Origin of the sequence: Dialister sp., from assembly GCF_047832375.1 — a bacterium.
Taxonomy (GTDB): Bacteria; Bacillota; Negativicutes; order Veillonellales; family Dialisteraceae; genus Dialister.
The window spans coordinates 2,627,902-2,653,282 of record NZ_CP181256.1; the positions used below are offsets into that span (position 1 = coordinate 2,627,902).

General features: G+C 51.1%; 20 protein-coding genes. 3 read left to right on the forward strand and 17 right to left on the reverse strand.

The annotated features are described in order from the left end of the window. Window positions 1–1,849: 1,849 nt before the first annotated feature. Window positions 1,850–3,067, forward strand: a complete 1,218-nt coding sequence (locus ACFWUL_RS10400; protein WP_416177234.1) for an ATP-binding protein — start codon at window positions 1,850–1,852, stop codon at window positions 3,065–3,067. A gap of 1,637 nt (window positions 3,068–4,704) precedes the next feature. Here the strand turns inward: ACFWUL_RS10400 and ACFWUL_RS10405 are convergent. From ACFWUL_RS10405 to ACFWUL_RS10485, 17 genes are all read right to left on the reverse strand, one after another. Continuing rightward, window positions 4,705–5,133 carry a Dps family protein gene (locus tag ACFWUL_RS10405; protein ID WP_297041608.1) on the reverse strand — a complete coding sequence of 143 codons (429 nt, stop codon included), beginning with the start codon at window positions 5,131–5,133 and terminating at the stop codon, window positions 4,705–4,707. Between the two features lie 360 nt (window positions 5,134–5,493). Next, window positions 5,494–6,918 (reverse strand): ATP-binding protein, encoded by a 1,425-nt coding sequence (locus ACFWUL_RS10410; RefSeq protein WP_416177235.1) that lies wholly within the window; start codon window positions 6,916–6,918, stop codon window positions 5,494–5,496. A gap of 40 nt (window positions 6,919–6,958) precedes the next feature. Beyond that, entirely contained in the window at window positions 6,959–7,714 is a 756-nt protein-coding gene (locus ACFWUL_RS10415; protein WP_273185728.1) for an ATP-binding protein, read from the reverse strand. Then, complete coding sequence (istA, locus tag ACFWUL_RS10420; protein ID WP_416177236.1) at window positions 7,711–9,288, reverse strand: IS21 family transposase; 1,578 nt, start codon at window positions 9,286–9,288, stop codon at window positions 7,711–7,713. Before istA ends, ACFWUL_RS10415 begins: the two co-directional genes overlap by 4 nt. Window positions 9,289–9,940: 652 nt before the next feature. Continuing rightward, complete coding sequence (locus tag ACFWUL_RS10425; RefSeq protein WP_416177237.1) at window positions 9,941–10,624, reverse strand: MmcQ/YjbR family DNA-binding protein; 684 nt, start codon at window positions 10,622–10,624, stop codon at window positions 9,941–9,943. 326 nt (window positions 10,625–10,950) lie between these two features. Further along, a complete protein-coding gene (locus tag ACFWUL_RS10430) occupies window positions 10,951–12,153 on the reverse strand; it encodes an ATP-binding protein (RefSeq protein ID WP_416177238.1) in 1,203 nt (400 codons plus the stop codon). A gap of 720 nt (window positions 12,154–12,873) precedes the next feature. Beyond that, window positions 12,874–13,179, reverse strand: coding sequence for a hypothetical protein (locus tag ACFWUL_RS10435; protein ID WP_297021176.1), 306 nt, complete (start codon window positions 13,177–13,179; stop codon window positions 12,874–12,876). A gap of 301 nt (window positions 13,180–13,480) precedes the next feature. Next, complete coding sequence (locus tag ACFWUL_RS10440; RefSeq protein ID WP_416177239.1) at window positions 13,481–14,479, reverse strand: ATP-dependent 6-phosphofructokinase; 999 nt, start codon at window positions 14,477–14,479, stop codon at window positions 13,481–13,483. A 162-nt stretch (window positions 14,480–14,641) separates the two neighbouring features. Further along, entirely contained in the window at window positions 14,642–15,205 is a 564-nt protein-coding gene (locus ACFWUL_RS10445; RefSeq protein WP_416177240.1) for a shikimate kinase, read from the reverse strand. Further along, window positions 15,132–15,689, reverse strand: coding sequence for a hypothetical protein (locus ACFWUL_RS10450; protein WP_416177241.1), 558 nt, complete (start codon window positions 15,687–15,689; stop codon window positions 15,132–15,134). Before ACFWUL_RS10450 ends, ACFWUL_RS10445 begins: the two co-directional genes overlap by 74 nt. Continuing rightward, window positions 15,664–17,073, reverse strand: coding sequence for a hypothetical protein (locus ACFWUL_RS10455; protein WP_416177242.1), 1,410 nt, complete (start codon window positions 17,071–17,073; stop codon window positions 15,664–15,666). Before ACFWUL_RS10455 ends, ACFWUL_RS10450 begins: the two co-directional genes overlap by 26 nt. Beyond that, window positions 17,060–17,473: a hypothetical protein gene (locus ACFWUL_RS10460; RefSeq protein ID WP_416177243.1), complete on the reverse strand. Its 414-nt coding sequence runs from the start codon at window positions 17,471–17,473 to the stop codon at window positions 17,060–17,062. Before ACFWUL_RS10460 ends, ACFWUL_RS10455 begins: the two co-directional genes overlap by 14 nt. Continuing rightward, on the reverse strand, window positions 17,454–18,002 hold the full coding sequence (locus ACFWUL_RS10465) for a hypothetical protein (RefSeq protein WP_416177244.1): 549 nt from the start codon (window positions 18,000–18,002) through the stop codon (window positions 17,454–17,456). The genes ACFWUL_RS10460 and ACFWUL_RS10465 overlap by 20 nt, the downstream gene beginning before the upstream one ends. Beyond that, window positions 17,999–18,373 carry a type II secretion system protein gene (locus tag ACFWUL_RS10470; protein ID WP_416177245.1) on the reverse strand — a complete coding sequence of 125 codons (375 nt, stop codon included), beginning with the start codon at window positions 18,371–18,373 and terminating at the stop codon, window positions 17,999–18,001. The genes ACFWUL_RS10465 and ACFWUL_RS10470 overlap by 4 nt, the downstream gene beginning before the upstream one ends. A gap of 1,193 nt (window positions 18,374–19,566) precedes the next feature. Next, window positions 19,567–20,043 (reverse strand): pilus assembly FimT family protein, encoded by a 477-nt coding sequence (locus ACFWUL_RS10475; RefSeq protein ID WP_416177246.1) that lies wholly within the window; start codon window positions 20,041–20,043, stop codon window positions 19,567–19,569. Next, window positions 19,985–20,569, reverse strand: a complete 585-nt coding sequence (locus ACFWUL_RS10480) for a prepilin peptidase (RefSeq protein WP_416177247.1) — start codon at window positions 20,567–20,569, stop codon at window positions 19,985–19,987. Before ACFWUL_RS10480 ends, ACFWUL_RS10475 begins: the two co-directional genes overlap by 59 nt. A 71-nt stretch (window positions 20,570–20,640) precedes the next feature. After that, a complete protein-coding gene (locus tag ACFWUL_RS10485) occupies window positions 20,641–21,024 on the reverse strand; it encodes a type II secretion system protein (protein WP_297021149.1) in 384 nt (127 codons plus the stop codon). 478 nt (window positions 21,025–21,502) lie between these two features. Here ACFWUL_RS10485 and larA point away from each other — a divergent pair, with 478 nt between their 5' ends. Further along, on the forward strand, window positions 21,503–22,804 hold the full coding sequence (gene larA, locus ACFWUL_RS10490) for a nickel-dependent lactate racemase (protein WP_416177248.1): 1,302 nt from the start codon (window positions 21,503–21,505) through the stop codon (window positions 22,802–22,804). Window positions 22,805–23,155: 351 nt separating this feature from the next. Continuing rightward, entirely contained in the window at window positions 23,156–24,949 is a 1,794-nt protein-coding gene (locus ACFWUL_RS10495; RefSeq protein ID WP_297021143.1) for a phosphoethanolamine transferase, read from the forward strand. The last annotated feature ends 432 nt before the right edge of the window (window positions 24,950–25,381 follow it).

The window sequence follows — 25,381 nt, forward strand, 5'->3', positions numbered from 1 at the left end:
CGTCGTGCTGAGGCATCTTCACTTTATGGGGTCAGAGTCTTCAGGATTCCATCTGCGGCGCAGCCGCTGACATCAGCGCCGCCGGCTGATCCTGTCTGACGTCTGACTGTCTGACCATCTGAAGTCTCATTTGCGGCGGAGCCGCTGGCCGACTCGATCTCGGTCTCAGGGGCCTTCGGCCCCTGCCCACCACAAAAGCTCCTGAATCTTCCCTGCCGCTGCATGGTTGGGCTTGGAACACCGTCTTCCGGGGATGGGCCGGGAGGATCCCGTGAGGGGTTCCCATGCTTCCGGGGAGGTCCGGTGAGCTGCTGCCGCTCATGATTTCTGGCAGGTTTTCTTCAGGAGCTGTTGGTGATGAAAGAAGTGAAGAGTGAAGAGGTATGAGAGAAGAAAAAAAAGGCATGCATAAGAACCGGCTGTCCGACCAGTAGACGTCAGACGGTCAGACTGCAGACATCAGACAAGTCTGGCGGCTGCACCGCAGGCCCTCTCTTCCCTCTTCTCTCTTCACTCTTCACTATATTTGTTTCTCGACGCGTCGGAGTGACAGAATCATATGAAGAAGTCCTTCCTCCCTCTCCCGGTTCCATGGATGTGCGCTTCCGGTATGGGAGAAATTTCTTCCGGCCTTTCTGCCTCTCATCTATATAGTGGAGGAAAGGGGAAAACCGTTTCAGTAGGGTGGCTGGGCTCGCGTACAAACGGACGGGCCTTGAGCCTTGAGCGGATCAGGCCCTGCGGGCGGATTCGCCTGCGGCGAATCAGTAGCTAGTGGCTAGATCTAGCAGCTAGGCGGTTAGGCCCTGTGGGCCGGTCCTATCGGCTAACCTCAGCCCCGTGAGCAGCGTCGGGCTACTAAAAGGAAGGCGCCTTAGTGTGCAGTAAAGGTGTGCAGGTCCTGCATGGGACCTGCAAGCCAGCCGCAAGTTGGCGCTTTTACTGCACATCAAAGCGCTTTCCTTTTGGCGGCTGGCCGATCAACTTAAGCCCGACTCGGAGGTCCTCTGCAGGACCTCCGCCTTTCCCGGGAAGGGGCCTCGTGCATCGTCATCCTCGCGCTTTTTGTGCAGAGTCATCAGGATTCCAACGGCGGCGAAGCCGCTGACGTCAGCGCCGCAGGCTGTAGAGCCTTCCTAGCCGCTAGAAGCTAGAAGCTAAAAGCCCCCGCATGTATGCACGCCATATAACCACAAAAGCGCCGCAGGCTGATTCTCTCCCATCTATCGTCTATCTTCTATCGTCTTATGGCTGGATAGCTTTGTAAAAAACTCTGTATTCCCGCTCGCAAGAAAGATTTCTCGACTCATCGAAGCTGTAGCGATTTTTAAGAATAGCGTCATTTGGCATGCTCACACCGCTCGAAATGACGAGATAAATTTAGATGTCAATTATGCAGTGAAACTGCTGATCGTTAGCCTCCTTCCTTGGGAAGGAGGTGGCGCCGTCAGGCGACGGAGGTTAGCTGATGGATGCGCCGCAGGCTGATTCGGTCTGATAGTCTGATATCTCTGCCGCGGAGCGGCTGGACCTCAACTCTCAACTCTTTCTCTTTCGCCGCAGGCGGACCAGCTTTCCTGGCCGCCAGCAGCCAGAAGCTAAAAGTCCCGCCCATTTGCACAGTCAGCCATACGCTCTATTCCCAAAACTTTTAAAAATAGAAAGTTTTGGGAATAGTATGAATATCTTATTTTGCCTTATAATATCGTATATTCTCATTTCTCAATGATATACTCTCTCCAATACTTTTAAAAGTATATTGGCTCTATTCCCAAAACTTTTGAAAATAAAAAGTTTTGGGAATATAATAAAAGCAGGACGTTTATCAACCATGAAACAGGAGGTACCTATGATTATTCCACGGCCACGCTACGTAAACCGGCTTTTACATGTAAAAGATAAGAGTATCATCAAAATCATTACCGGCCTTCGACGCTGCGGCAAGTCCACCCTGCTCTTTGATCTCTACTATAAAGAGCTGCTCCGACTTGGGGTGGCGGCAGACCATATTATCGGGGTTTCTTTGGAGGGAATCAGGAACTGGCAGCTTCGCGATCCCATGGAGCTTTATCATTATATTGAGGCCCGAATTCACGATAATCGGAAGGTATACATCTTCCTTGATGAAATCCAGATGGTCCCCCATTTTGAGGACGTGGTGAATGGGTTGCAGCATGATTTTAACTGTGACATTTACATTACAGGTTCTAACTCGGAATTTCTTTCTTCCGATGTAAATACCCGTTTTCGTGGAAGAGGAATCGAAATCAAAGTACTTCCCCTGCTCTTTTCTGAATATTATGGGTATTATGGCGGCGATAAGCGGGAATGTTTCCGACAGTACATGATGTATGGTGGCATGCCTTACCTCCTGCAGGAAGAAAATCCTGTAGATAAGGCGGCCTATCTCACCATGATTGCTGACACGGTGTCCCTGAAAGACATGGAAGAAAGATACCATATCAGAAACACCGATGCATTCCGGGGCATCGTGAGGCTTTTGGCATCCTCTATCGGATCCTATGTTTCTCCAAATAAAATAGCAAGGACTCTATCCGGTGGTGAAAAAGAAAAAATTACTTCTAAAACTGTCAGCACCTATCTGGATTATCTATGTAATGCCTTCCTGTTTTACAGGGCTCGGCGATATGATATCAAGGGGAAGGAATACTTGAAAACTCTGCAGAAGTATTACATAGCTGATATTGGACTCCGGAATGCCATACTGGGATTCCGGCAGCTGGAGCCCACTCACAGTCTGGAAAATCTGGTATATCTGGAATTGGTTGGGCGGAATTATCTGGTGGATATTGGGAAAAATGAAAATAAAGAAATTGATTTTCTCGTACGCAGTCCTGAGGACACCTACTACATACAGGTCTCCTATCATATAACTGATTCCCGTACCAGAGAACGGGAACTGTCTTCTTTCCATAAGCTGGATGACGGGTACAAGAAAATTATCATTACCATGGACGATGATCCCTACGAACAGATGGAAAGGGGATATAAAAAAATAAACGTACTCGATTTTCTCATGAATGAGCGGGCGTTGGAGGAAATATAAAATAGCACCGTTGTGCAGCCAACGGGCGTGCGAAGGGATGAGAACTCTGAGCTTTCAGCCTTGAGCTGTTCAGGCCCTGCGGGCAGATTCGCCTGCGGCGAATCTGTAGCTAGTGACTAGATCTAGTGACTAGGTGGTCAGGCCCTGCGGGCCGGTCCCATCAGTTTTCATCAGCTAACCCCAGCCCGGTGGGCAGCCCTTTCCCCGGGGAAGGGACCTCGTGCATCGTCATCCTCGCGCTTCTTGTGCAGAGTCATCAGGGTTCCAACGGCGGCGCAGCCGCTAAGAGTTAGCCTCCTTCCTTGGGAAGGAGGTGGCTGCGAAGCAGACGGAGGTTAGCTGATGGATGCGCCGCAGGCTGATTCGGTCTGACCGTCTGATTTCGCCGCCGCGAAGCAGCTGGACCTCAACTCTCAAATCTCAACTCTGTTTTTGAAAACCCCGTCATAGTCATTTACCAGAAAGATTTCTCGACTCATCGGAGCTGTAGCGATTTTTAAGGATAGTGTCAATTAGCATGCTCACACCGCTCGAAATGACGAGTTAAATTTAGATGTCAATTACGCAGAGAAACCACTGATCGTTAGCCTCCTTCCTTGGGAAGGCGAGGGTCCTGCAGAGGACCCTCGAGCCGGGCCCAAGTTGATCGGCCAGCCACCAAAAGGAAAGCGCTTTGATGTGCAGTAAAAGCGCCAACTTGCGGCTGGCTTGCAGGTCCCATGCAGGACCTGCACACCTTTACTGCACACTGAGGCGCCTTCCTTTTGTGGCCCGGCGGTGGCGCCGTCAGGCGACGGAGGTTAGCTGTTGGATGCGCTGCAGGCTGATTCGGTCTGATGTCTGATAGTCTGACCCTCTGATGTCTCCACCGCGAAGCGGCTGGGCCTCAACTCTCTTCACTCAGATCTCAATTCTATTGTTGTAACCCCGTCATAGTTATTTGCCAGGGAGATTTCTCGACTCATCGGAGCTGTAGCGATTTTTGAGGATAGCGTCATTTGGCATGCTCACACCGCTCGAAATGACGCTTAAGGGATAGGACAGATTAACGGGAATACGACAAAACAGATGCCAACAGGCCCGGGGCCGGAATTCCGGCGCCAGTACCTGTGGGCATCTGTCGTTTAACGTCTCTGCGGCGAAGCCGTGCTCCCGTCAGACGGTCTGACCGTCTGATGTCTTAAATCAGGAAGATTTCGGGGCTCCTCGAAGCTGCAGCTCAATGAAATATTTGAGAGTTGAGTAAAACATTGAGATTCAGCAGCTTCGCCGCATCCATCCTGCGCCTTTGGTGGGGCCTTCTCCAAGGGCCTGCTTGCTGATGGATATCCTCATCTGTCAAGAATACCGATAAGCATGTGGTCCCTTCTCCAAGGCTGCCTGCTTGCGGGACATTTCACACTCGGCAGATTACCATTGCCGTTCCACCTGACAGGCCCCTGCAAGTCCGGTTTCCTTGCCACCGCTCGAAATGACGCTTAAGGGATAGGGCAGATTAACGGGAATACGACAAAACAGATGCCCACAGGTCCCACACCGGAATCCCGGTGCCAGTGACTGTGGGCATCTGCTATTGTCTATCGTCTCTGCGGCAAAGCCGCGGGGCCTCAACTCTCAACTCTCAAATCTCAACTCTCTTATTTCAGTACCTGTCCCAGCATCCAGATTTCTTTGTAGAAGCTTTCGATGTAGTCGTCCATGAGGGCGGATGTGAGGTAGTCTCCTTCTTCGTCGGCTGCTTTCTTTACGGCCAGTACATCATCCCGGAGTACTTTGAAGTCTGCCAGGACGGAAGCGAAGGCTTCGGCGGAGGTGACTTCTTCATTTTCCGCTTCTTTGATGGCGCTGATGGCGAGGAACCCTTTCAGTGTGGATTCCGGTTTCAGGGACAGCTTCAGCATGTCTTCCGCCACGCCGTCCACCATGCCTGCCACCATGTCGTAGTAGCTTTCCAGTTTCGGATGGTCATCGAAGAAGTGGTAGCCTTTCAGGTACCAGTGATAGCTCTGGAGTTTGTGGTATTCCACCACCAGGTCAGCCAGCAGTTTGTTCAGTAATTTTTCCATGATTATTTCCTCCTTGTGTAACGATTTTATTTTTGTACTTTCAGAAATCATATTGATTTATCTCGATTTCTGATATCATTATATCGTCAGATGAGGAGGAATAATAGCAATATATTCTTTATTTTTATAATAATATTGTTTATTAGTAGAATTGAGATTTGAGTGAAGAGAATTAAGGGGATTCGCTGCTGAATCCATCTGACTTCTGATTGTCTGATTGTCTGACGTCTATTGGCCGGATAGTCAGCGGAGATGCATTCAACCTCTCCAACCAATAAGGGAAATCAGTAAGCTGTAAGCCCTCCTTCAACCTGCCCCCCCTGTCCCACTAACCCACTAACCCACCAACTCACTAACACACTATTTCCCTGTCTCCCACTCTCCCTGCAGTTCTTTCCAAATAGCCCGGTAAATGACCGGATGAATATGACCCAGCGTTTTCGCTTTTTCCTGCACCGCCTTTGTAAAGCCGGTTTTGGCAAACAGATAGAGCTCTGTCTGTGGATAGTGAAAGAGGTGGCTCCGTGCTTCCAATGTTTCCAGTACGGGCAGGCCCACGTCTTCATTTCTCCATTTACATTCCCCAAAGAGCGCTTTTTCTTTGCTTTCTTCACCCATGATATCAATTTCTGTCTGTTTCTTTCTGACCGGATCATTCCCCCACCAGCGCCCCAGGCTGTTGAACAGGACCGGACTCTGATTCCTGAGGAGTAAAGTCCACAAATATTCCTGACAGATGGATTCGAAAATGGTTCCCATGTATTCTGCCAAATGGGGAGCAATCCTCAGCCATGCCAGATCCTGGGCCCCCCTTTCGATGAGGGATGCATTGTCCGGCACAAATCGGTACCAGAATCGGAACATATTATCAGCAATACGATAAATTGTCCTGCGGCCCGGCTTTTCCCCGTAGGGTGTTTCTTTTTCAAGAACTCCCAGTTCCATAAGGCTGCGGATATAGCTGCTCACAACAGATGTGGATTCCCCTGTTCTGGAAGAAATTTCTGAAATTCTTGTGGCTCCCTGGGCCACGGCGGAAATGATGGCATTGTAGAGAGCCGGTTCCCTGACTTCCTGTTTTAGAAGATTTTCCGGTTCTTCGTAAAGGAAAGAGGATGGATCCAGGAATGTGCGCTTCACATTTTCTTCCACAGAGAGCCCTGTATCCATCTGAAGTACGTAGGGTGGTGTACCACCGGTCAATCCATAGAGCAGGGCCTCACTTTCCGGTTCCATACCCCGCCATACAGAAAGACACTCTGCAAAAGAAAAAGGCCGGATTTTGAACTGTGCCGTCCGCCTTCCATAGAGAGGCGATTTATAGGCCAGTACTTCATCTTCCATATAGGACATGGAAGAGCCGCAGAGAATCAGGAAAAGGTGGGAGGAATCCCTGTATGTATCGATCAGCCGCTGCAGAACAGATGCCAATGATGGAGAAGACCTGGCTACATAGGGATATTCATCAATCACAAGGATAATCCGCTCTTTTTCAGCCCTTATAAAAACAGATTCCAGGGCTGTCTGGAAATCCTGAAAAATCGGGATCCCTTCCTTGTTGCGCCCATTTTCCAGGATAACCTGGCTGAAATTGTGGAGATTCTGCTTTTCATTCGATTCAATTCCCATAAAATACAGGGCTTTTTTATTCCTTATGAACTCACGGATAAGAGCTGTCTTCCCCACACGGCGTCTTCCATAAACTGAATATTCCGCAACAGGTGTACCGCCTATCCGAAAAAGCGGTACCGCCTTTCCGCGGAAAGTGTACCGCTTATCCGCCAAGGTGTACCGCTTATTCTTTAGGTTATGATGTTAAAATAATTTAGTCATTTTTCGCATCGGTGCTATTCAAATATTCTCTCATATTCATTGATCCGCAATTGATGTGGTAGGCATTGTGAATGATCCTGTCCATAATCGCATCGGCCAGAACCCCATCACCGAGGCGCGGATACCATTCTGAGCTTTTGTACTGGGAACAGAAAATAGTAGAATGGGCATCGTACCTGTTTTCCAAGATTTCAAGAAGATACTGCTGCTCCACTTCCGTCGGCATCTCGAGAAGCCATTCGTCGATGATGAGGAGATCGTAGCCGGAGAACTTCTTTACAATGCTGGCCACGCTCCGTCCGACTTCGGTTCCATAATTGAACTGTTCCATAAGCTCCGGCATGCGGAAATATTTGACCCTGTACAGATGGCGGCAAGCCTCTTTCCCCAAAGCACAGGCGAGGTGGGTCTTTCCTACTCCGGTAAATCCGTTGATGATCAGGTTCTTATGGCGCTCAATGTAACCGCAGCTGGCATAGCCAAGGATTTCTTCACGGCTGAATCCTCTTCCCTGCAGGATAAGGGTGTGAACATCGGCATCAGGATAGCGGAACTTAGCAATATGCGTAAGCCTCCGGATGCGATCATCCAATTTTACTGAATAGCATTCATCGATGGCCAGTGTCAGCCTCGAATCGAAGTCCAAAGGGGCATAAGATTCCAGATCACTCTGCTGGTTCTGCAGGGCTTCTACCAGAGGTTCCATTTTCATGTTGCGGAGTTTCCGCTGTGTTTCTTCATTGATCATTTTGTCTTTCCTCCATAATAGTCTGCGCCGCGGATGTAAGCGCCTTTTTCGGAAATACTGTGTTTTCCGGTATTTTCATAACGGGCGGAATGTACGCCGTCCAGGATTTTGTCTTGATTGTTCCCTAATACAGCTTTAAGATAGTTGTAGCGGGGCGATGTTGTGTGGGCTAAAGCATACTGGCAGGCATTCTCGAAGCGGTCCTTCGGATATTTCTGACTGAGATGCAGAACGGCCAATGCAGCATTATAGCCCTGCTCTTTTATGGTTACACTGTCAAAAATCCTCCTGATGACTTCCGACGTACAAGGTCCGATCTTCTCTGCCCAGGCACAGATGCGGCCCTTGTCCATTTCCGGCTGGTTGAATGCATCCGGCATATCTCCCGGGCGTGTGGAATAGTGGTTGGTCATGTAGTCAGGAAATCTGATATGGGAGGCAATACGCCGGTTTCCGCAGTAGATTTCCACAAGTTTGTCGGTGTAACGGATGTCCACGGACTGCCCGCGGTATACGTAGGGAACGGAGTACCAGTTTTTCTTAAAAGAAACGTGGAAATTGGGATATACTTTCCTTCCCAGAATAACCTCGGCGATTTCATAAGGAGCTCGTGGAAGAGCCCGGAGATATTTCTTCTCGTCCAGCCATACTTCATAGCGGCTTCCCTGCCTTTTCTGGAAGGGCTGCCGGTTGTACTTATCTGTAGCAGTTACTACATCCTTCTGCAGCTCGCCAAGAGTGAAGTAAACCTTGTTGCGAAGACGGGCGATGATAGCGGTGGCAATATTTCCAACCGTATTCTCCACGGATGCTTTCTGCTTGGGCTTCCGCACACCGGCAGGCATAATAGCAGTTGAATAATGAAGCCCAAGTGCCTCATAGGCATCGGTGAGAACCACTTCACCCTCTTTGGGATGCTTCACAACGCCGGTTTTGAGATTGTCACAGACTGTCCGCACAGGAACGCCGCCAAATGCCTCGTACATGTGAACATGGCACCGGAGCCATGTATCCATCTTCATATCCAGCGTGGCCTCCACGTAGGCATACCTGCTGTATGTGAGGCAGGAAACAAAGAGATGCACGGAAATGGTCGCGCCGGTGTCACGGTCGATGATCTGCATGGTCGGCCCGCTCCAATCGACCTCGCACTGGGCTCCGGGCTTATGCTCCAGATGATTGGTCAGGTCATGGGTTGTGCAGTACCGGCCGTAATCCTCACAGAACTTGGTATGCCCTACAGCAATGTTTCCATTCTGGTGACACCTGTCACGATACTCCGTCCAGAGCAATGAAAGAGTCACACCCGGCTTCTTGAGCTCTTTATGGATGGATTCGTAATCCGGCAGCTCGTACATGTCTGAACCTTCCGGTCGGTCAGGGAAGAAGAGCTTTTGTAGTGCTGCATCATCCAGCTTGCGGATGCCCGCATAAGTGATGCCCTTCTTCCGCGCTGTTCGCAGTACGGTAGTAATCGTACTCCTCGACATGTGACGGGAGCGGGAAATCTCATCTTGAGACATTCCGCGGTCATGGAGCTCCAGGATGAGCCGGATCCTAGCAAAATTGGCCATATTAAAAGGCCTCCTTTCATAGAACAAAGGGAAATACTACGTCCCTGTTTTCATTCTATGGCAGGAAGCCATATATTAATATATTTATTAAAAGAATTTAGGAGTATTTCAGCTGGCATGTACACCAATAGTTCAAGAAGTTACCTAAAAATGGCAAGCGGTACACCTCGGCGGACAAACGGTACACCTTGGCGGACAGGCGGTACACCTACTGCGGAATACTCACATAAACAACGGCAAATTCAAACTTTTCAGAATGATACAATCTGTCCAATGCCGCTATTTCCTGTTTCCGTCCTATAAACATAAATCTTCACCTCTTTCTTCGTGATTTGGCTTCATTGTAGGTTCAAAAGAAAAATTAGTCAAGTACAGTTTAGTAAATCGTACTTGACTAATTTTGATTCCGGATAGATTCCCTGACGCCTTGCAGTTTTTCTGTAAAAGGAAAGACTTGAATTGAGTGAAAAGAGTTGCGGTCAAGCGGCGGCGCAGCCGCTTGACCGTCTGAAGTCTGATTGTCTGAGTATCTGATGCCTGACAGCCGGATCGCTGGCAGAGACCATTACACCGTTCCAACCAATAAAGAAAATCGGTAAGCTGCAAGCCGATAGCTATAAGCCCCAACCTGTCCCACCAACCCACCTGTCCACTATCCCTTCCCCGTGAGTTCAAAGCTTTCTTCCACCAGTGCCATCACCATGTCATTGGGGACCGTGCCGTCCAGGACTACGGTGATCCAGGTTTTGTGGTTCATGTGGTAGGCGGGGTAAATGCCGGGAATCCTGCGGAGCTTTTCTCCCTTTGCCGGGTCGATTTTCAGGTTTACCACCTCCACGGGGCGGTCTTCGGCCCTTTTATCCAGCTTCCGGATGGAAAGGGGCATGAGGAGGGCAAACCATTTCCGGCTGTCTTTATGGCGAAAGACGGCATTCGGGTCATAGCGTCCATCTTTCCAGGGGTAATCGGGCTTTACCTGCCAGCGGCGGAAAATTTCATCAGCCATCCGCCGGGCCTGGGGAGAGGCGAAGAGGTATTCTTCGAAGCAGGCGGAGCCGATTTCTTCCAACAGTGCCTTATAGGACTCCCGGACCGAGGACACGTAGCTTCCCTGCATGGATTCCATGCGGAGGGGTGCGTAGGGTTCGCCGTCCATGGCGTCCATGACGGTGCCCTCCACGGTGCCGTCTTCATGGACCAGGAGGCGGACATGGAAATCGCCACCCATAAAGTCTTTTTCCAGTACCCAGTCCCTGCCATTTTTTAGAAATCCCAGGGCCTCTGCCTTCTCCGGGACCAGGTGCTTCCGGTAAAACAGTTTGTCTTCTATGGTCATCACGGGCTCCTGATAATTAAAGAATTGAGAATTGAGTGAAGAGAGTTGAGGCTCCGCCGCTTCGCGGCAAATGCACCCCCTCAGCCTTCGGCAGCTCATCCTACGGAAAAGCGACTCACTACAATTTGAGCGTCGCTTCGCTCCTCCAAATTGTGTTCGCTGCCACCCCGGAGGGGGAGCCAAGTAATGGATCTGCGGCATCGCCGCTGATGCTGTCTGACTTCTGATTGTCTGAGTGTCTGACGTCTATTGGCCGGATAGCTGTGAGCCTGTCCAACCCGTCCCACGTTCTCTCCAACGCACTGCGATAAACGGAGCCTATGCCATCATTCCCGGTCCTGCAGCAGCCAATCGGCAATATCATACACGCCAATGCCTTCATAACTGTATGGGGGATGACCGGTCCGTGCAATGATCATTTTCGGATAGGCATCCCGGATCTGGAGTAGCGGTGCACATTCTCTCTTAAAAGTCTCTTCTCCGGAGATATTATCACTGACCTGGATATAAATTTTACTGCTGCCCCTCATGGCAATAAAGTCGACTTCTTTCTGATAGAGTTTTCCTACATATACATCATACCCACGTCGGAGCAGCTCAATACACACCATGTTTTCATAAGCCCGACCATAATCCATATTCCGATATCCTAACAGGGCATAGCGTATGCCTGTATCACAGAGATAGAATTTCTCTGAACTTTTCAGATATTGCTTCCCGCGAATGTCATACCGTTTTACATCATAAAAGACAAATGCATTGCAAAGATATTTGATATATTTTCCAACGGTCACATGATTTGTAGCGACATGTCCAGCTGTCAGCTGGTCACTGATCTTATTGGGTGAAGTAAGGTTACTGATATTATCCATCAGAAATTCGCTTAAATGCTGGAGAACTGTCGTATCCGACAGCCCATACTTTTGTACCAGATCCCGGGTCACGATGGTCTCATAAACTTCTTTGATATAGTTGGTCCTGTCTTTTTCCGTTCGATAGACGTATGATCCGGCCAAACCGCCCTGAAGGGTATAGTCATCAAACAGGCGGTTCCGGTCAGAGTTCTCCCCAAAATACTGGCAGTATTCCTGAAAGCTGAAAGGAAAGACGGAAATCTCAATATATCGCCCGGTAAACAGAGTCGCCAGATCTGCACTCAGCAGAAAGGCATTGGATCCGGTCAGATAAATATCATATTTGGATTTAGCATAGAGGCTGTTAACAGCCAGTTCAAACTGCGGACACATCTGGACTTCGTCAATGAAAAGATAGTTTATCTTTCCCGCCTTATAGTGCTCTTCAACATAGGCATGGAGAGCATGATATTCTTTCAGTTTTTCATAAGCCAGATCCATAAAGTCTATATAGATGATATGGCTGTCAGGAAAGTGTTCTTTCAGATAGGCCATATAGGCCTGCATCAGCTTGGACTTACCGCATCGGCGTATACCGGTGATAATTTTAATATCCGGAGTACCATTCAATTGAATCAGACGGTCAAGATATTTCTTTCTGGTAATCAGTTTCATCGCCTATCACGCTTTCGAAAGTACAAAAAAATTCAAGTTTTGAAATCCTATATTCGGCTTTATTATAACGGAAACAATAATCTCCTACAAGGATGGAGTTTCGAAACTGTAATTTTTTATCATTTCTGAAAGTATAAAATGCAGCCCCTTAGAGAAGCATGATTGGGATAGATTTGAGTGAAGAGAGCTGAGGTCAGGCAGCTGCGCTGCGGGCGCCCTGTGGTGGTGTGTCATGCGAACGGGCGGTGCCTTGAACCTTTATCCTTGAGCTGGCCAGCCGCTTCGCGGCCAATGCACCCCCTCCGTCAGCTTCGCAGATTCTGCGCCTTTGGCGCGGCCCGTTTGGCCTAAGAGGAAGGCGCTTTAATGGGCAGGCTAAGCGCCTTTTGTATTTCAGGCCAAACCTGGCAGTCCTCTGCAGGACCACCATCTCCAAGGGCCTGCATACTTACGGAATGTTTTTCATTTCCCTGTTTACCGTTCTGATAAATCTATTATGCCGCTTTATTACTGGTGCTGTCTGACTTCTGATTGTCTGACGTCTATTGGCCGGATAGTCAGCGGGGCATTCAACCTTTCCAACCAATAAAGGAATCGGTAAGCTGTAAGCGGATAGCGGTCAGCCCTGTCTCACTGCCCCACTAATACACTTACCCACTATTTTCCTCTCTCCACGGCGCAGCCGCCGGCCCTCAACTCTCAACTCTCAACTCTCATACCTCAACTCTCTTCATAAGGATACAGCTTCAGTTCCGCCTCTACGCCGGGATGGGAAAGGGCGCGGACCCGGATGGTTACCGGTTTCTGCAGGAGCGCCGCCACGCCGTTTACCTCTTCCTCCCCTGCCTTTGTCCCGTCGATGAACCACTGCACTTTGCCTTCCACATGGGAGGTTTTGAGGGTAATATGGGGAGATTCTTCCTGTTTCATGTGGTATTCTTTTGTTTTCTTCCCGTTCACCAGGATTTCCACCTTCGGCGAGCGGCCTGTAATCTTCTGGAGGAAGGTCACTTTTTTCTTACCCATGGGATGCGCCTCCTTGGTTTAAAGATAGATTTGAGAATTGAGTGAAATTGAGGTTCCGCCGCTAATGTAGTCTGGGTTCTAATTGTCTGACTGTCTGGTGATCTATTGCCCAATGGCAAGAATCGTCTAACCTCCCTAAAATAAAAGAGTTGAGAGTTGGGGGGAGAGAATGGGGGTCCAGCCGCTTTGCGGCAATGCACCCCCTCTGTCAGCTTCGCTGACACCTCCCCCAAAGGGGAGGCAAGTCCTGCGGCGGAGCCGCTGGGCCTCAACTCTCTTTACTCAACTCTCAACTCTGCTTTTATTCCAGTCCCGTTTCCCGGATGTCTCCGTCTTTCTGGGCAGCGCCGAGCATGACAGAGAGGTCATAGAGGTCTTTCCGGAAAGGTTCTTTTACTTTCTTTGCTTCTTCGTAGGAAAGAACCTGCACCCTTCCCCGATGCATGCCTACGAGGGCCCCCGTTTCTCCCCGGAGGAGTACCTGTACCGCCTCCGCTCCCAGGAGGGAACCCAGCATGCCGTCCCGGGCGGTGGGCTGTCCGCCCCGCTGGATAAAGCCAAGGATGGTGGTGCAGATGTCGATACTCGTCCGCTCTTTCAGCCAGTCACCCAGGGCCCTGCCGTCATCGGCTCCTTCGGCGCAGATAATGATGCTGTTCGTCCGGCCTGCTTCCATCTGTTTTTTCAGGCTCCGGGCCAGTTTCTCCCGGCTGAAGGGAACTTCCGGCACCAGGATGTATTCCGCGCCGCAGGCGATGCCGGCGTCCAGGGCAATATTTCCGGCAAACCGGCCCATGACCTCCACGATAGCCGCCCGGTTGTGGGCAGACGCCGTATCCCGGATGCGGCTCACCGCCGATACCACCGCGTTCACTGCCGTGTCGTGGCCTATGGTTTCATCGGTGCCGTGCATATCGTTATCAATGGTGCCGGGAAGGGTGACCGTGGGCATGCCCAGGGCCGAAAGTTTTTCTGCTCCCTGGATGGACCCCTCGCCGCCGATGACGATGAGCCCCTCGATGCCCCGTTTCCGAAGGATGTCCACTGCCTTTTTCTGGTTTTCTTCTTCGAAGAATTCCTTGCACCGGGCCGTTTTCAGGATGGTGCCGCCCCGGAGGATGATGCCGCTCACAGAGGATGACTTCATGGGTACCATGTCATCGTCCAGGAGGCCGGAGTAGCCCCGGTATATGCCATAGATTTCCTTTCCCTCATGCAGCGCCGTCCGCACGACACTCCTCAATGCCGCATTCATTCCCGGCGCATCGCCGCCGCTTGTCAGTACTGCCAGTCTATCCATAGATATCCCTCCTTAATGATAGATTTGAGAATTGAGTGAAGAGAGTTGAGGTTCCGCCGCTTCGCGGCAAATGCCCCCCTCTGTCAGCTTCGCTGACATCTCCCCCGGAGGGAGAGACAAGGTTCCTCTGCAAAACCGCTGGCCGCCTCGATCTTTCTTCCCTTACCTTCTTTCTTCCCTTCCCGGCACTCTCCGTTCCGCAAAGGTAATGTGATGCTGGTCGATGTACCGGGCGATGAGAAGGGCCGTCTGTTCCGGATGGCAGTTGGTGGTATTGATGACCAGGTCCACCCGGTCCCTCCATTTCGCCCATTTCCGGAGCATCTGCCGCACGTAGCCGTCGACGTCGGAGTAGTCCATGGTGGGCCGTTTCCCGATGCGCCGCCGCACCCGTTCCGCCAGGCGGAAGGGCCGGGCGTAGAGAAGAATCATGAGACCGTATTCCGAAAGGAGATGGAATTTCTCCTCGGTCATAGGATAATTGCCGCCCATGGCAATGACTGCCTCATGGTAGTACCGCACATGGTTAATGACCTGCATTTCCCGTTCCGCAAAGGCTTCAGGGCCATCTTCCTTATAGATGTCGGCGATCTTTTTCCCTGTTTCCCTTTCCATCATCCGATCCGTGTCCGCCAGCTGCCACTCCAGGCCATCAGAGAGGATCTTGGCGGCTCGGCTTTTGCCCGTTCCCATGGGACCGATGAGGACTATATTTCTCTTTTTCATAGGTACCTCGGATTTGGAATGTCCGAATCTCCACTTCATAGGCCAGCCCTTCCGGCGAGCGTTTCAATTTCTTCAGATTCACGGCATTCCATCTTTCTTTGCCTTTTATTATATCAAAGGTCTGCACGATTTGTGCATAGGTGCCGGTTCCGGAAATATGAAAAATATGAAAGTCTCCGCGGTCCCCCTCTTTCCGTTCCTCCCACACTCCGTTCACCTTGAGGCCCCCTTCTTCCATGGCAGCGGCCAGGGAATCGGAATCGGTTCCCTGGAAAAGGCTTTCCAGAAATGGCAGGGACGAAGGGCGGCGGGGGCTTACGGCAAATTGGCGGATCCGGTCTGCCTCTGCCGAGAGTATCCGGGCTTCCTCTTCCTTCCGGGATGCCATATGGTACAGAAAAAAAGATCCTGCAAAGAAGAGGAGGGAAAGGAGGGCAAAGGTCCTCGTATATTTCCGGTCATTCACTATGGTTCTTAGTTTCACTGCCCTTTCCCCCTTCCCCTTTCATGGAAATATGGAAATCAATGAGCCCGGTGGCCAGGTTTTTCTGCTTTTTTCCTCCCTGCCAGACTCCCTTCTGCCCCTGGGCCAGGGTTTCCTGGAAGCGGCGCAGGGCGTCGTAGGATTGGGCAGTGCCCCGGATCCCCATGGCTCCCTCTTTCCCTTCGATTTCTGAAATCACAATGCCCGGTGGCAGGGACTCCGACAGGGACACCAGGCGCCGTTCCCATTTCCCGTCCTGCCGGTCCAGTTCCTTCAGCAGGTCCTGGAGGGCCCTTTCTTCCTTCCTCCCCCGTTCCATCCGCACCATTTCTTCCTTCTGTGGCGAGAGGCGCCGGTTCTCCTCCCTGAGACTGCCCAAGTCTGCGGTCCGGGAAAGGAGCTGCCCGCCGGAGGCCAGGAGGCATAGAAGGCCCAGGATGCAGGCCCCCTCCGCCAGCCGGAGATTCCTTGTTTCCTCCGACAGGAAGGGCTGTTTCTTTTCTGTAAGGGACAGGTGCAACACCGTTTTGTCCAAAGCCGGCCAAAGGGGTGCCAGGTCCTGCCAGAGGGAAGGGCCCTCCTGAAATGGGGCATCCACAAACTCCGGAAATTTCATGTCTCCCGCTTCCTCCAGGTCCCTCTGCAGCCAGGCTTTCCAGAAATTTCTTTCTTCTTCCCCGCAGTCCGCCAGAGGAAGGAAGAAGATTTTACCTCCCTCTGCGCCGTAGGTTTCTTTCACGTGGGCCAGGAACAGGGCTGCCTTCCCCTCGTCTTCCTTTCGGAGAATCCGGCTTTCCAGGACCTTTCCCTTCCGGAAGGTAAGGATAGCAGACCGCCGGCGGCCGTAGAGTGAAAAGCACCCGTCTTCCAGGGGCACTGCGGTCACCGGGATGGCGGAAGATATCTCTTTTCCCGCCTTCCGGGCGGCCCTTTCGAAAAGGGCCAGTGTCTCCTTCGGCACCGCTTCCACGTGGATGTCCCAGCCTTCGGGGCCGCTGTCCATGATTTCGTATCCCAGGGACAGGGGCTCTGCCGTCCGGAACAGCCGGTCTTCCTCCCAGTACATGGTCTCTTCCAGTTCTTCCTTCGTCATGGCGGGGTACTTCCGCCGGAGCAGCCGGAGGGTCGGGAAATTCACGAGAAGCACCACGTCCTTCCGGGTAAGGCCCTCTTTCTCCAGCTGCCGGAAGGCGGTGGCCAATGCCTCTTCTGTCATGTCCGGCAGGTCCGCAGAACCTTGCCGGAGGAACCGCCCCTCCTGCAGTTCCACGCCATAGAGGCGGCCTGCAAGAACTACGCAGGCCATGGCAGGATGGCGCCACTTCTTCCAGGCCTGCCACAGGGGGTTGCCTTCCAGTTTCCCTGTCCAATCAGAAATGTCCATCGCTGATAATATCCTCCACTTTTATTTTCCCGCCTTCCGATGACGGAAGGGCATAACGGATCCGCACCGTCCGAAGGGGACGGCCATTTCCATCCATGTCGTCGGACCGGATTTCCCTGTGTCCATCTACCTCTTTAATAATGACTTTCACATGGTGCCCATGGGGGTAGAAATCTTTCTCCCAATCGTCCTTCGGCCTCCGCGCTGCCCTCGCCAGGCCCGCATTGGCCCCGCTTTCTGCGGCGTACACCGACTGAAGTCCCTTCTCATAAACCGCCAGGGATTCCCTGCCCTTTTCCATGTAAAGCAGGAGACCGCAGGACAGGGTGAGAAGTCCGCTGAGGAACAGGAGGAATACCAGGGCAGTGTTGCCCTTCCGCTTAGGGATTTCTGGTTTCATAGAGTTCTCCTTTCCCGTAAAAATCGGCGTAGGGGATAACGGCGGTTTCAAAATCCACGAATTCCCGGCCAATGGGGCGGGCCAGGGTAAAGGAAATGGTCACCGGACCTCTGTCGGACTGTTCGAAAAGGTGGCCGCCCTCGGGGTGGCGGAAGACGTATTCCTCCACACTGCCGCCCCGATCCCCGGTAATGGGCTGCACCACATCGTTGTAGAGCTGGATTTTCAGCTTCTCCTGGTCCTCAAAGAGCCGATAGGTCCCCATAGTACCCTGTGCCGTGGGAGCAAGGTAATCGTACCGATTGCCATGGAATCCGCCTTTGGCCATAGTCCGCCGGTTGTTCCTGATTTTTTCTACCATGAAATCCATGGCAAAGAGTCCCTGGTTTCCCAGCTTCCCCCGGACGGAAGAAAGGATTTCCGCCTTTGCCACCTGTCCGGCCAGGGGGAACAGGGCCGCCGCCAGAGATGCCAGGATCAGGAGGGCAATGAGCGCCTCCAGCAGGAATAGTCCCTTTCTTCTTTTCATGGTCCCTCCTCCACCCAGGTCACCAGGGTCACCCCGTCATCGCCGCCGCAGGTAACAGAGCAGGTGATCTCCTTCATGGAAATCTCTCCGGTCCCATCGGAAACCGGGATATCCGCCGACTTTACGGAAATATCATAGGTTCTTCCATTCCGTTCCTCCCTGACTCCGGGCCATGTTCCTTTGTGAAAACGGATGCAATACTTGGCCTGCTCCATGGCTGTCTGGGCGATGAAGACTTCATCCAGCTCCCGCTGCCAGGCCGCCTCCCAGGAAAGGGCCTGGTGGAGCACCAGGAACAGTGCGGAAAGGAGGATCCCTGTGGCCGAGAGGGCACAGAGAGTCCACACCATGACAAATCCTTTCCGTTTCATAGGGCCTCCTTTCCTGGGTAATGGGAGCTTTACGTACGAACGAGTAGGGTTTTGAGCCTTCCACCTTGAACATTGAGTACTGGGCCGGGTGACAAATGATAAGTGACCGGCCTCGGCTCCCTGCGAAATCAGTTCGCTTCTCCCCCAAAGGGACAGCCGGTTTCTCGTCTCCCCCTTCGGGGTGGCAGCGAACGCATTTTGCACCAGCGAACATGATTTGAAGGAGCGTTAGCGACGCACAAATCATCGTGAGTCGGTGACAGCCGTAGCGAAGGAGCAAAGCGACGCACAAAATGCAGTGAGTCGCTTTCCTGCAAAGGTGAGATGCCGAAGATGAGCACTCTGCATAGAGTGCTCAAGGCTGGATAAGTTGGTGCTTAGCCTGCCCATAAAAGCACCTTCCTTTTGTATCCAGCCATGAAGGGGTGCATTTGCCGCAAAGCGGCTGATTCCGTCTGACATTTCCCCTGCGGCGCAGCCGCGGGACCTCAATTCTCTTTCCTCAAATCTCAATTCTTTCTTTATGAGCCCGTCACAGTCATTGATCCGGAAGATTTCTCGACTCCTTCTCACATACTATTTTTATAAATACCATCATCTCGTCGCTAAACACCGCTCGAAATGACGGGGTAGAGAGGAGAGTCATCAGAGCCCTGACGGTAAGGAAACCACCATTGGGCCAGCGGAGCAGCTGACTCCGTCTGACATCTGACTGTCTGATCCTCTGACGTCTCTCCTGCGGCTTTGCCGCGGGATGGATTGGCAGGTACTTGCTGCGCGGATTCCGCCTCTCCGAGGCGGATCCATCCCCTGCCCTTCGGGCTGCCCCCTTCTCTAAGGGGGCACGGGTTTAACAACCGGGTTCAGATGACACACCAGATCCAGGGAAGCGCTGATTTGCCGCTTCGCGGCGGGACCTCAACTCTTTCACTGTAATCCCGTCACAGTCATTGATCCGGAAGATTTCTCGACTCCTTCTCACATACTATTTTTATAAATACCATCATCTCGTCGCTAAACACCGCTCGAAATGACGGGGTAGAGAGGAGAGTCATCAGAGCCCTGACGGTAAGGAAACCACCATTGGGCCAGCGGAGCAGCTGACTTCGTCTGACATCTGACTGTCTGATCCTCTGACGTCTCTCCTGCGGCTTTGCCGCGGGACCTCAATTCTCTTTCCTCAAATCTCAATTCTATGATCTATATACCACCCGGACCCGGCCGGTGTACATGGCCACGGTCACCTGCCGGCGGAACCGGGAATCCTTTGTGAGGAGGTAGGCGGAGTAGGTCTCCCCCTTGCCGGCATAGGTCTTTTTGAAGGCCAGCTCCAGTTTCCCCGAGAGCCGGATGGATGAAGGGAGCCGGCCGCTGGGCTTCACCCGGGTGGTGCCACGGCGGGTGTAGTAGTAGACGGTACCGTCACTGTCAGAAAGGCAGTAGAAAAAGCAGTCCCGGTCCCCATCGTTTTTCGCAAGGATTTCCGCCTCCCGTACGGCGGCGGCCAGTGTTTCCGCGGCTATATCCAGTTCCCGCTCCTCCTGCCACCGGAAGAGGGAAGGCGCCGCCATGGCTGCCCCCATGGACAGGATGAGAAGCACCACCAACGCTTCAGCCAGCAAGAAGCCAGGCCGCGAGGACAGGGATAAGCCCCATCTTTTCCAGTCCATAGGCTGCCACTCCTCCCAGTGCAATGAAAGGCCCGAACCGCACTTCCCTGTGAAGTCCCTGCCCACCGGCCAACAGGGCCATACCCAGGACCAGGGCCGCCAGGGCCGCTGAAAGCCATATAAAAAGGAGGCAGGAAACCGGGGCCAGCCAGAAGGCGGCGCCGGTGGATAAAAGGATATCCCCTGTCCCCAAAGATTTTCTTGAAACCACATATAAAAGGGCGTAAACCAAAAAGCAGAGACCTGCCGAAAGCAGGCTATCCGCCACACGGTGCCCGGCCCATGCCGAAAGAAGGCCCGTCACCACCAGAAGCAGGCTCCAGCCATCGGAAATGTACCCGGTATCCCAGTCTTCCAATGCCCCAAAGCCAAGAAACAGCAGGAAGGGGACAGGGGAAAGAAAGGCCAGTCCCGCCCAAAGGAAAAGGCCGTACACCACCACTGCCGCGGCCCACAGGGAAAGGCACTTCTTTCCCTGCCACAGGCGGTCCCAATTTCTTCCTCCTGCCCCCTCTGCTGTATCCATGGTGTTCTACTCCTGAGAAAAGAGTCTCTCTAACTAAAGAAAAATTGAGTTTCTTCGCTTTTCATAATCCCTTAAGGATTCTTAGTAGTTGTTCCGTCCTTTTTGCCAAAGGAAGAATAGGTCACATCCTTGAATGTCGCCGTCACTTCCCCACTGGTTTTATTTATGGTATACGTCACCTTATCCGGAGGCTGGGGTTCTGATTTCAACAGGTTTTCTGACACAAGGACCGCCGTCGATTCCGGATAGGTTCCCTTCTTCGTATAGTACACTTCCGCTGCCGTACCTATGGCTGACAAATCCGACTGGATCCTTGCTACCTTGGCTTCATCGGTGAATCCCACGAGGTTGGGCATGGCCACCGCCGCCAGTATTCCAATGATTGCAACAACTATGATGAGTTCTAAAAGCATAAATCCTTTTCTTTTTCTTTTCTTGCCATCTTCTTTCATCATTATATTCTCCCTTACTCTGACAATGGGTTGTATGGTGAATCTATAAAATGAATGCAAAGAAATGTCCGAAAGGACGAAGCGACTCGGCATAACCAGCTCCTCTTCCTGTCCTCCTTCCCCGGGAGGGGCCGAATCCTGTTACAATATCCCATGGTTAAGATATGGTGAGTGTATTACGATTTTTCTTCCTGCCATGGCCCCCGGGAAAAGGCTTTTCCGTCCTGCAGGGAGAACATTTCCTTAATTATCTAATAAAATGAGATTTGAGTCCAATATAGATAAATCATTCAGTCACCGGTTAAGTTGCAGTTTAGTTATCATGCAATCGTCTCATGACATTTTGATCAAGCTATGCCTTTTTGGAAATATTAGAATTCCCCCGGAACGTGCTATAATGAAAGATACCAAACTTATAGAAAAGAGACTCATGATTTTCCCGGAGTCCCAGCGGGGACCCGGTGGATAAGGGGGAATTACTATGGCACTCAAGGAATTCGAATTCGGCTTCGGCCATACCACGCAGAAAGTAAAGCTGCCGGAAGAGCACATCCTGGATGTGCTGGAAGGGAATCCTACGCCCGCCTGTGACGTGAAGGAAGCCACCATCCAGTGCATGCGGCATCCCATTGGCAGTAAGCCCCTGCAGGAAGTGGTTTCCAAAGGAGACAAAGTCTGCATCGTCTGCGCCGACGTCACCCGTACCTGGAACCATTCGGACCAGTTCGTAATCCACGTGGTGAACGAACTGAACCTGGCCGGCATTCCGGACGATGATATCTGCATCCTCTTCGCCCAGGGCACCCACCGGGAACAGACCCACGAAGAAGATATCGCCGTAGTAGGGGAAGAACTGACAAAACGGGTGAAGCTCTACCAGCACCACTGCCTCAATAAGGATGAGCTGGTCCACGTAGGCGACACCTCCCGGGGTACGCCGGTATGGCTGAATAAGCACGCCGTGGAAGCGGACAAGGTCATCATCATCGACGGCATCACCACTCACCTCTTTGCAGGCTACGGCGGCGGCCGGAAACTGATCCTCCCCGGCGTCGCCGGCGACGACACCATCCAGATCAACCACTGCCATGCACTGGGTGAAAAATTCGGAAGCGGCATCAACCCCCTGACCCGGTCCACCCTTCTGGAAAATAACCCCGTATCCGATGACATGCAGGAAGCCTGCGACATGATTAAGCCCTGCTTCCTGGTCCACTCCATCGTGAATTCCGAAGGCAAGATCTGCAACATGGTAGGCGGCGACCCCTACAAGGCCTGGCTGGAAGGGACGAAAATCGTCTACCGTATCCAGAAGGTCCCCTTCAAAGCCAAATGCGACGTGGCCTTTGCCTGCGCCGGCGGCTACCCGAAGGACGTATCCCTGTACCAGGGCTGCAAATGCTATGATCCTTCCGACGTGGTCACCAAAGAAGGAGGCATCATCATCGCCATTATGGAAGCCAGCGATATCAATGAACCGCCGGCCTACCTGGGAAGCTTCAAGTACGACACAGAAGCGGACATGGAAAAGGCCCTGCGCCAGCATTTCACCATCCCCTTCTTCGTGGCCTTCAACCTGTTCTGCATGACCCACCGGTACCACATTATCCTCGTCACGAAGCCGGAAAACTTCGAGGCCATCAAGAAGACAAACCAGACCCCCGTGGCTACGGTGGAAGAAGCCTGGCAGTTGGCCCAGAAGATCCTGGCTGACGAAGGGAAGAAAGACTACACCATCACCGTCATGCCTCACTGCGCCGCTATCGTGCCCTATCAGAAATAAGGAAATTTCAAAAAACGCATCTCCTTCGGGAGGTGCGTTTTTTTATGGGATGCTGGCGGATGGAGCCACCGGAGCGGGGGCTTTTAGCTTCCAGCTGCCAGTGGCTGGCTTTTAGGAAAGCCTGACCGCCTGCGGCGCTTATCATCAATCCATTCTTAGCGCTGCTGGTTAACAGGAAATAGTCAAAGCCAACAGTATGGGGAATTCCTCCTCCATGATTTCCAAATCATTCTCGACTTGTCTTTACGAATTCTTTACATTTTACTTGTTTCTTACATCCATAAGTTGTATTATACAATGGATTATTAAATTACTTAATGCAATTATTAAATAATACACCAATGGAGAATCATGATTTTAAACTATATAAGAAACAAGCACCTTCATCGTTTCATACTTTCAGCCCTTATTTTTTTATGTCTGGAATTTGTTTTTTCCTGGCTATTGACCGGTACCATTTCATTCCGATATGAAAGAAAATCCCTCCTATTATCAGCAGTTGTATCCGCATTGATTGTAAACTTCTACCCCCCCCGAAATTATAAAATAAGTCTTTGGCTTCCACTTGTTATTGCTGTCTCTTCTCTGTCAATCCGTCCTTTATCCGGTGAATCAGTATCTCCTGCTGAATGTTACCAGTATATTGGGTTATTTACTGGCATTTATGGGTTTCTATTTTTAATTTATTTATTTCTTCCACAGAGCTCTATTCGAAAATTCTACCTCGTTTTTACTCTTTTCCTCTTCTTATTACCGGCTGGTCTGCTCTGGTTTTATTATATCCTTTCCGGAAGCTGGCCCCATGCGGATACCGTGATGGCTGTGCTGCAGACAAATCCAGCTGAGGCATGGAGTTATATGAAAGACCATTTTCATTGGATTGGAATTCTCTGCACCTTAGTCATCCTTGGGGCATTTTATTTTTTCTGCCGCCATTTACTGACTGGCGGGTTACCTATTATATACGACAGGCATACCCGTTATTTTGCTGTTGCCAGTATACTCCTGTTCCTGTCCTCTGCAATTCTTGTACTACATGCCGCAAAACACAGTCCCCTGCAGCAGCTAGCCAGTGAAACGCAGGTTTATGTAAAGAAATACAATGGCTTTGCTGAAAATAAGAAAAAGCGGGAGTCTGCGATTAACCAGAATATCCAGCCACGCAATACAGAGGAAAAGGGCATCTACGTTCTTGTCATTGGGGAATCCCAAAATCGCCTTCATATGGGTGCCTACGGTTATGACCGCGATACTACGCCCTGGCTTTCCGACCAATTAAATAATAATCCGGACTTTATCCGTTTCACCCAAGCCTATTCCTGTCATACCCATACAGTGCCTGTTCTGACATATGCCTTGACTGCCAAGAACCAGTACAATACCCTTTCTTTAGAAAATGCAGTTTCTATTCTGGAAGTTGCCAAAGCTGCCGGTTACCATACAGCCTGGATTTCTAACCAGGTACAATACAGTGCCTGGGATACTCCAATTACCGTCATTGCATCAGAAGCAGAGCAGCAAAAATGGTTTAACAAGAATGTAGGAGAAACAACCAAAACCAACTTTTATGATGAAAAAGTCATTAATGGCATTAACAGCATAAAGAAATACGACAAGATGCTCATCATTGTCCACCTCATGGGAAATCATGGAAGCTATGAAGACCGCTACCCCCATAATTTCCAGAAATTTAATGGACGAGGAAAAGTAATAGATGCCTATGATAACAGTATCCTGTACAACGATTACGTGGTATCGAAGATTTATGACGCCGTAAAGGGCCTTCCCAATTTTCAGGGTATGGTATATTTTTCTGACCATACCGACGCCGTAGACCAGGGATTAGCCCATGATGCCAGCAGCTTTGTCTATCCCATGACCTATATTCCCTTGTACATGTTCTTTTCTCCCAATTATATACATCAATATGGTAAAACCTTCCAAACCTTAAAATCTCACAGTGACAGCTGCTTTACAAATGATCTGATCTTCAATACCATGCTTGGTATCATGCATATTCAAACAGATTCCATTGATGAGCCCAATAATGACTTGACGGCAGATACGTACGATGCTACGCCTTCTCGTTTCCGCACCCTCTATGGAAAAAAGGAAATCCAACCAATAAAGGATCCCCAAAACTAACTTTTCATGGATTCAGTATCGCTATGACGCTATAATCTGTGCTCTGCCATCAGGTCCTGTCAGAAATAAGGAAGTCTGAAAAACGCATCTCCTTCGGGAGGTGCGTTTTCTTATGGAATGCTGGCGGATAGAGCCACCGGAGCGGGGTCTTTTAGCTGCCAGCTTTCAGGAAAGCTGGTCCGCCTGCGGCAAAAAGAAAGATTTGAGATTTGAGAGTTGAGAGTTGAGGTCCAGCCTGCGGCGCTTACCATCAATCCATCCTGCGGCTTTGCCGCGGCCCTTCTCCAAGGGCCTGCATGATTGGGATAGATTTGAGAATTGAGTGAAGAGAATTGAGGTCCCGCGGCTTCGCCGCAAAGTCTATAATAATTTGCGGCGCTATATAATTTGTGCGCCGCGCCTCCATTCCTCATTCCTCATTCCTAATTAACA

Excerpts from the sequence above, each read along its gene's own strand:
- ACFWUL_RS10400 (WP_416177234.1), top strand. The coding sequence starts at position 1,850 with ATGATTATTCCACGGCCACGCTACGTAAACCGGCTTTTACATGTAAAA.
- ACFWUL_RS10405 (WP_297041608.1), bottom strand. The coding sequence starts at position 5,133 with ATGGAAAAATTACTGAACAAACTGCTGGCTGACCTGGTGGTGGAATAC.
- ACFWUL_RS10415 (WP_273185728.1), bottom strand. The coding sequence starts at position 7,714 with ATGATCAATGAAGAAACACAGCGGAAACTCCGCAACATGAAAATGGAA.
- istA (WP_416177236.1), bottom strand. The coding sequence starts at position 9,288 with ATGGCCAATTTTGCTAGGATCCGGCTCATCCTGGAGCTCCATGACCGC.
- ACFWUL_RS10425 (WP_416177237.1), bottom strand. The coding sequence starts at position 10,624 with ATGACCATAGAAGACAAACTGTTTTACCGGAAGCACCTGGTCCCGGAG.
- ACFWUL_RS10430 (WP_416177238.1), bottom strand. The coding sequence starts at position 12,153 with ATGAAACTGATTACCAGAAAGAAATATCTTGACCGTCTGATTCAATTG.
- ACFWUL_RS10435 (WP_297021176.1), bottom strand. The coding sequence starts at position 13,179 with ATGGGTAAGAAAAAAGTGACCTTCCTCCAGAAGATTACAGGCCGCTCG.
- ACFWUL_RS10440 (WP_416177239.1), bottom strand. The coding sequence starts at position 14,479 with ATGGATAGACTGGCAGTACTGACAAGCGGCGGCGATGCGCCGGGAATG.
- ACFWUL_RS10445 (WP_416177240.1), bottom strand. The coding sequence starts at position 15,205 with ATGAAAAAGAGAAATATAGTCCTCATCGGTCCCATGGGAACGGGCAAA.
- ACFWUL_RS10455 (WP_416177242.1), bottom strand. The coding sequence starts at position 17,073 with ATGGACATTTCTGATTGGACAGGGAAACTGGAAGGCAACCCCCTGTGG.
- ACFWUL_RS10460 (WP_416177243.1), bottom strand. The coding sequence starts at position 17,473 with ATGAAACCAGAAATCCCTAAGCGGAAGGGCAACACTGCCCTGGTATTC.
- ACFWUL_RS10465 (WP_416177244.1), bottom strand. The coding sequence starts at position 18,002 with ATGAAAAGAAGAAAGGGACTATTCCTGCTGGAGGCGCTCATTGCCCTC.
- ACFWUL_RS10470 (WP_416177245.1), bottom strand. The coding sequence starts at position 18,373 with ATGAAACGGAAAGGATTTGTCATGGTGTGGACTCTCTGTGCCCTCTCG.
- ACFWUL_RS10475 (WP_416177246.1), bottom strand. The coding sequence starts at position 20,043 with ATGGACTGGAAAAGATGGGGCTTATCCCTGTCCTCGCGGCCTGGCTTC.
- ACFWUL_RS10480 (WP_416177247.1), bottom strand. The coding sequence starts at position 20,569 with ATGGATACAGCAGAGGGGGCAGGAGGAAGAAATTGGGACCGCCTGTGG.
- ACFWUL_RS10485 (WP_297021149.1), bottom strand. The coding sequence starts at position 21,024 with ATGATGAAAGAAGATGGCAAGAAAAGAAAAAGAAAAGGATTTATGCTT.
- larA (WP_416177248.1), top strand. The coding sequence starts at position 21,503 with ATGGCACTCAAGGAATTCGAATTCGGCTTCGGCCATACCACGCAGAAA.
- ACFWUL_RS10495 (WP_297021143.1), top strand. The coding sequence starts at position 23,156 with ATGATTTTAAACTATATAAGAAACAAGCACCTTCATCGTTTCATACTT.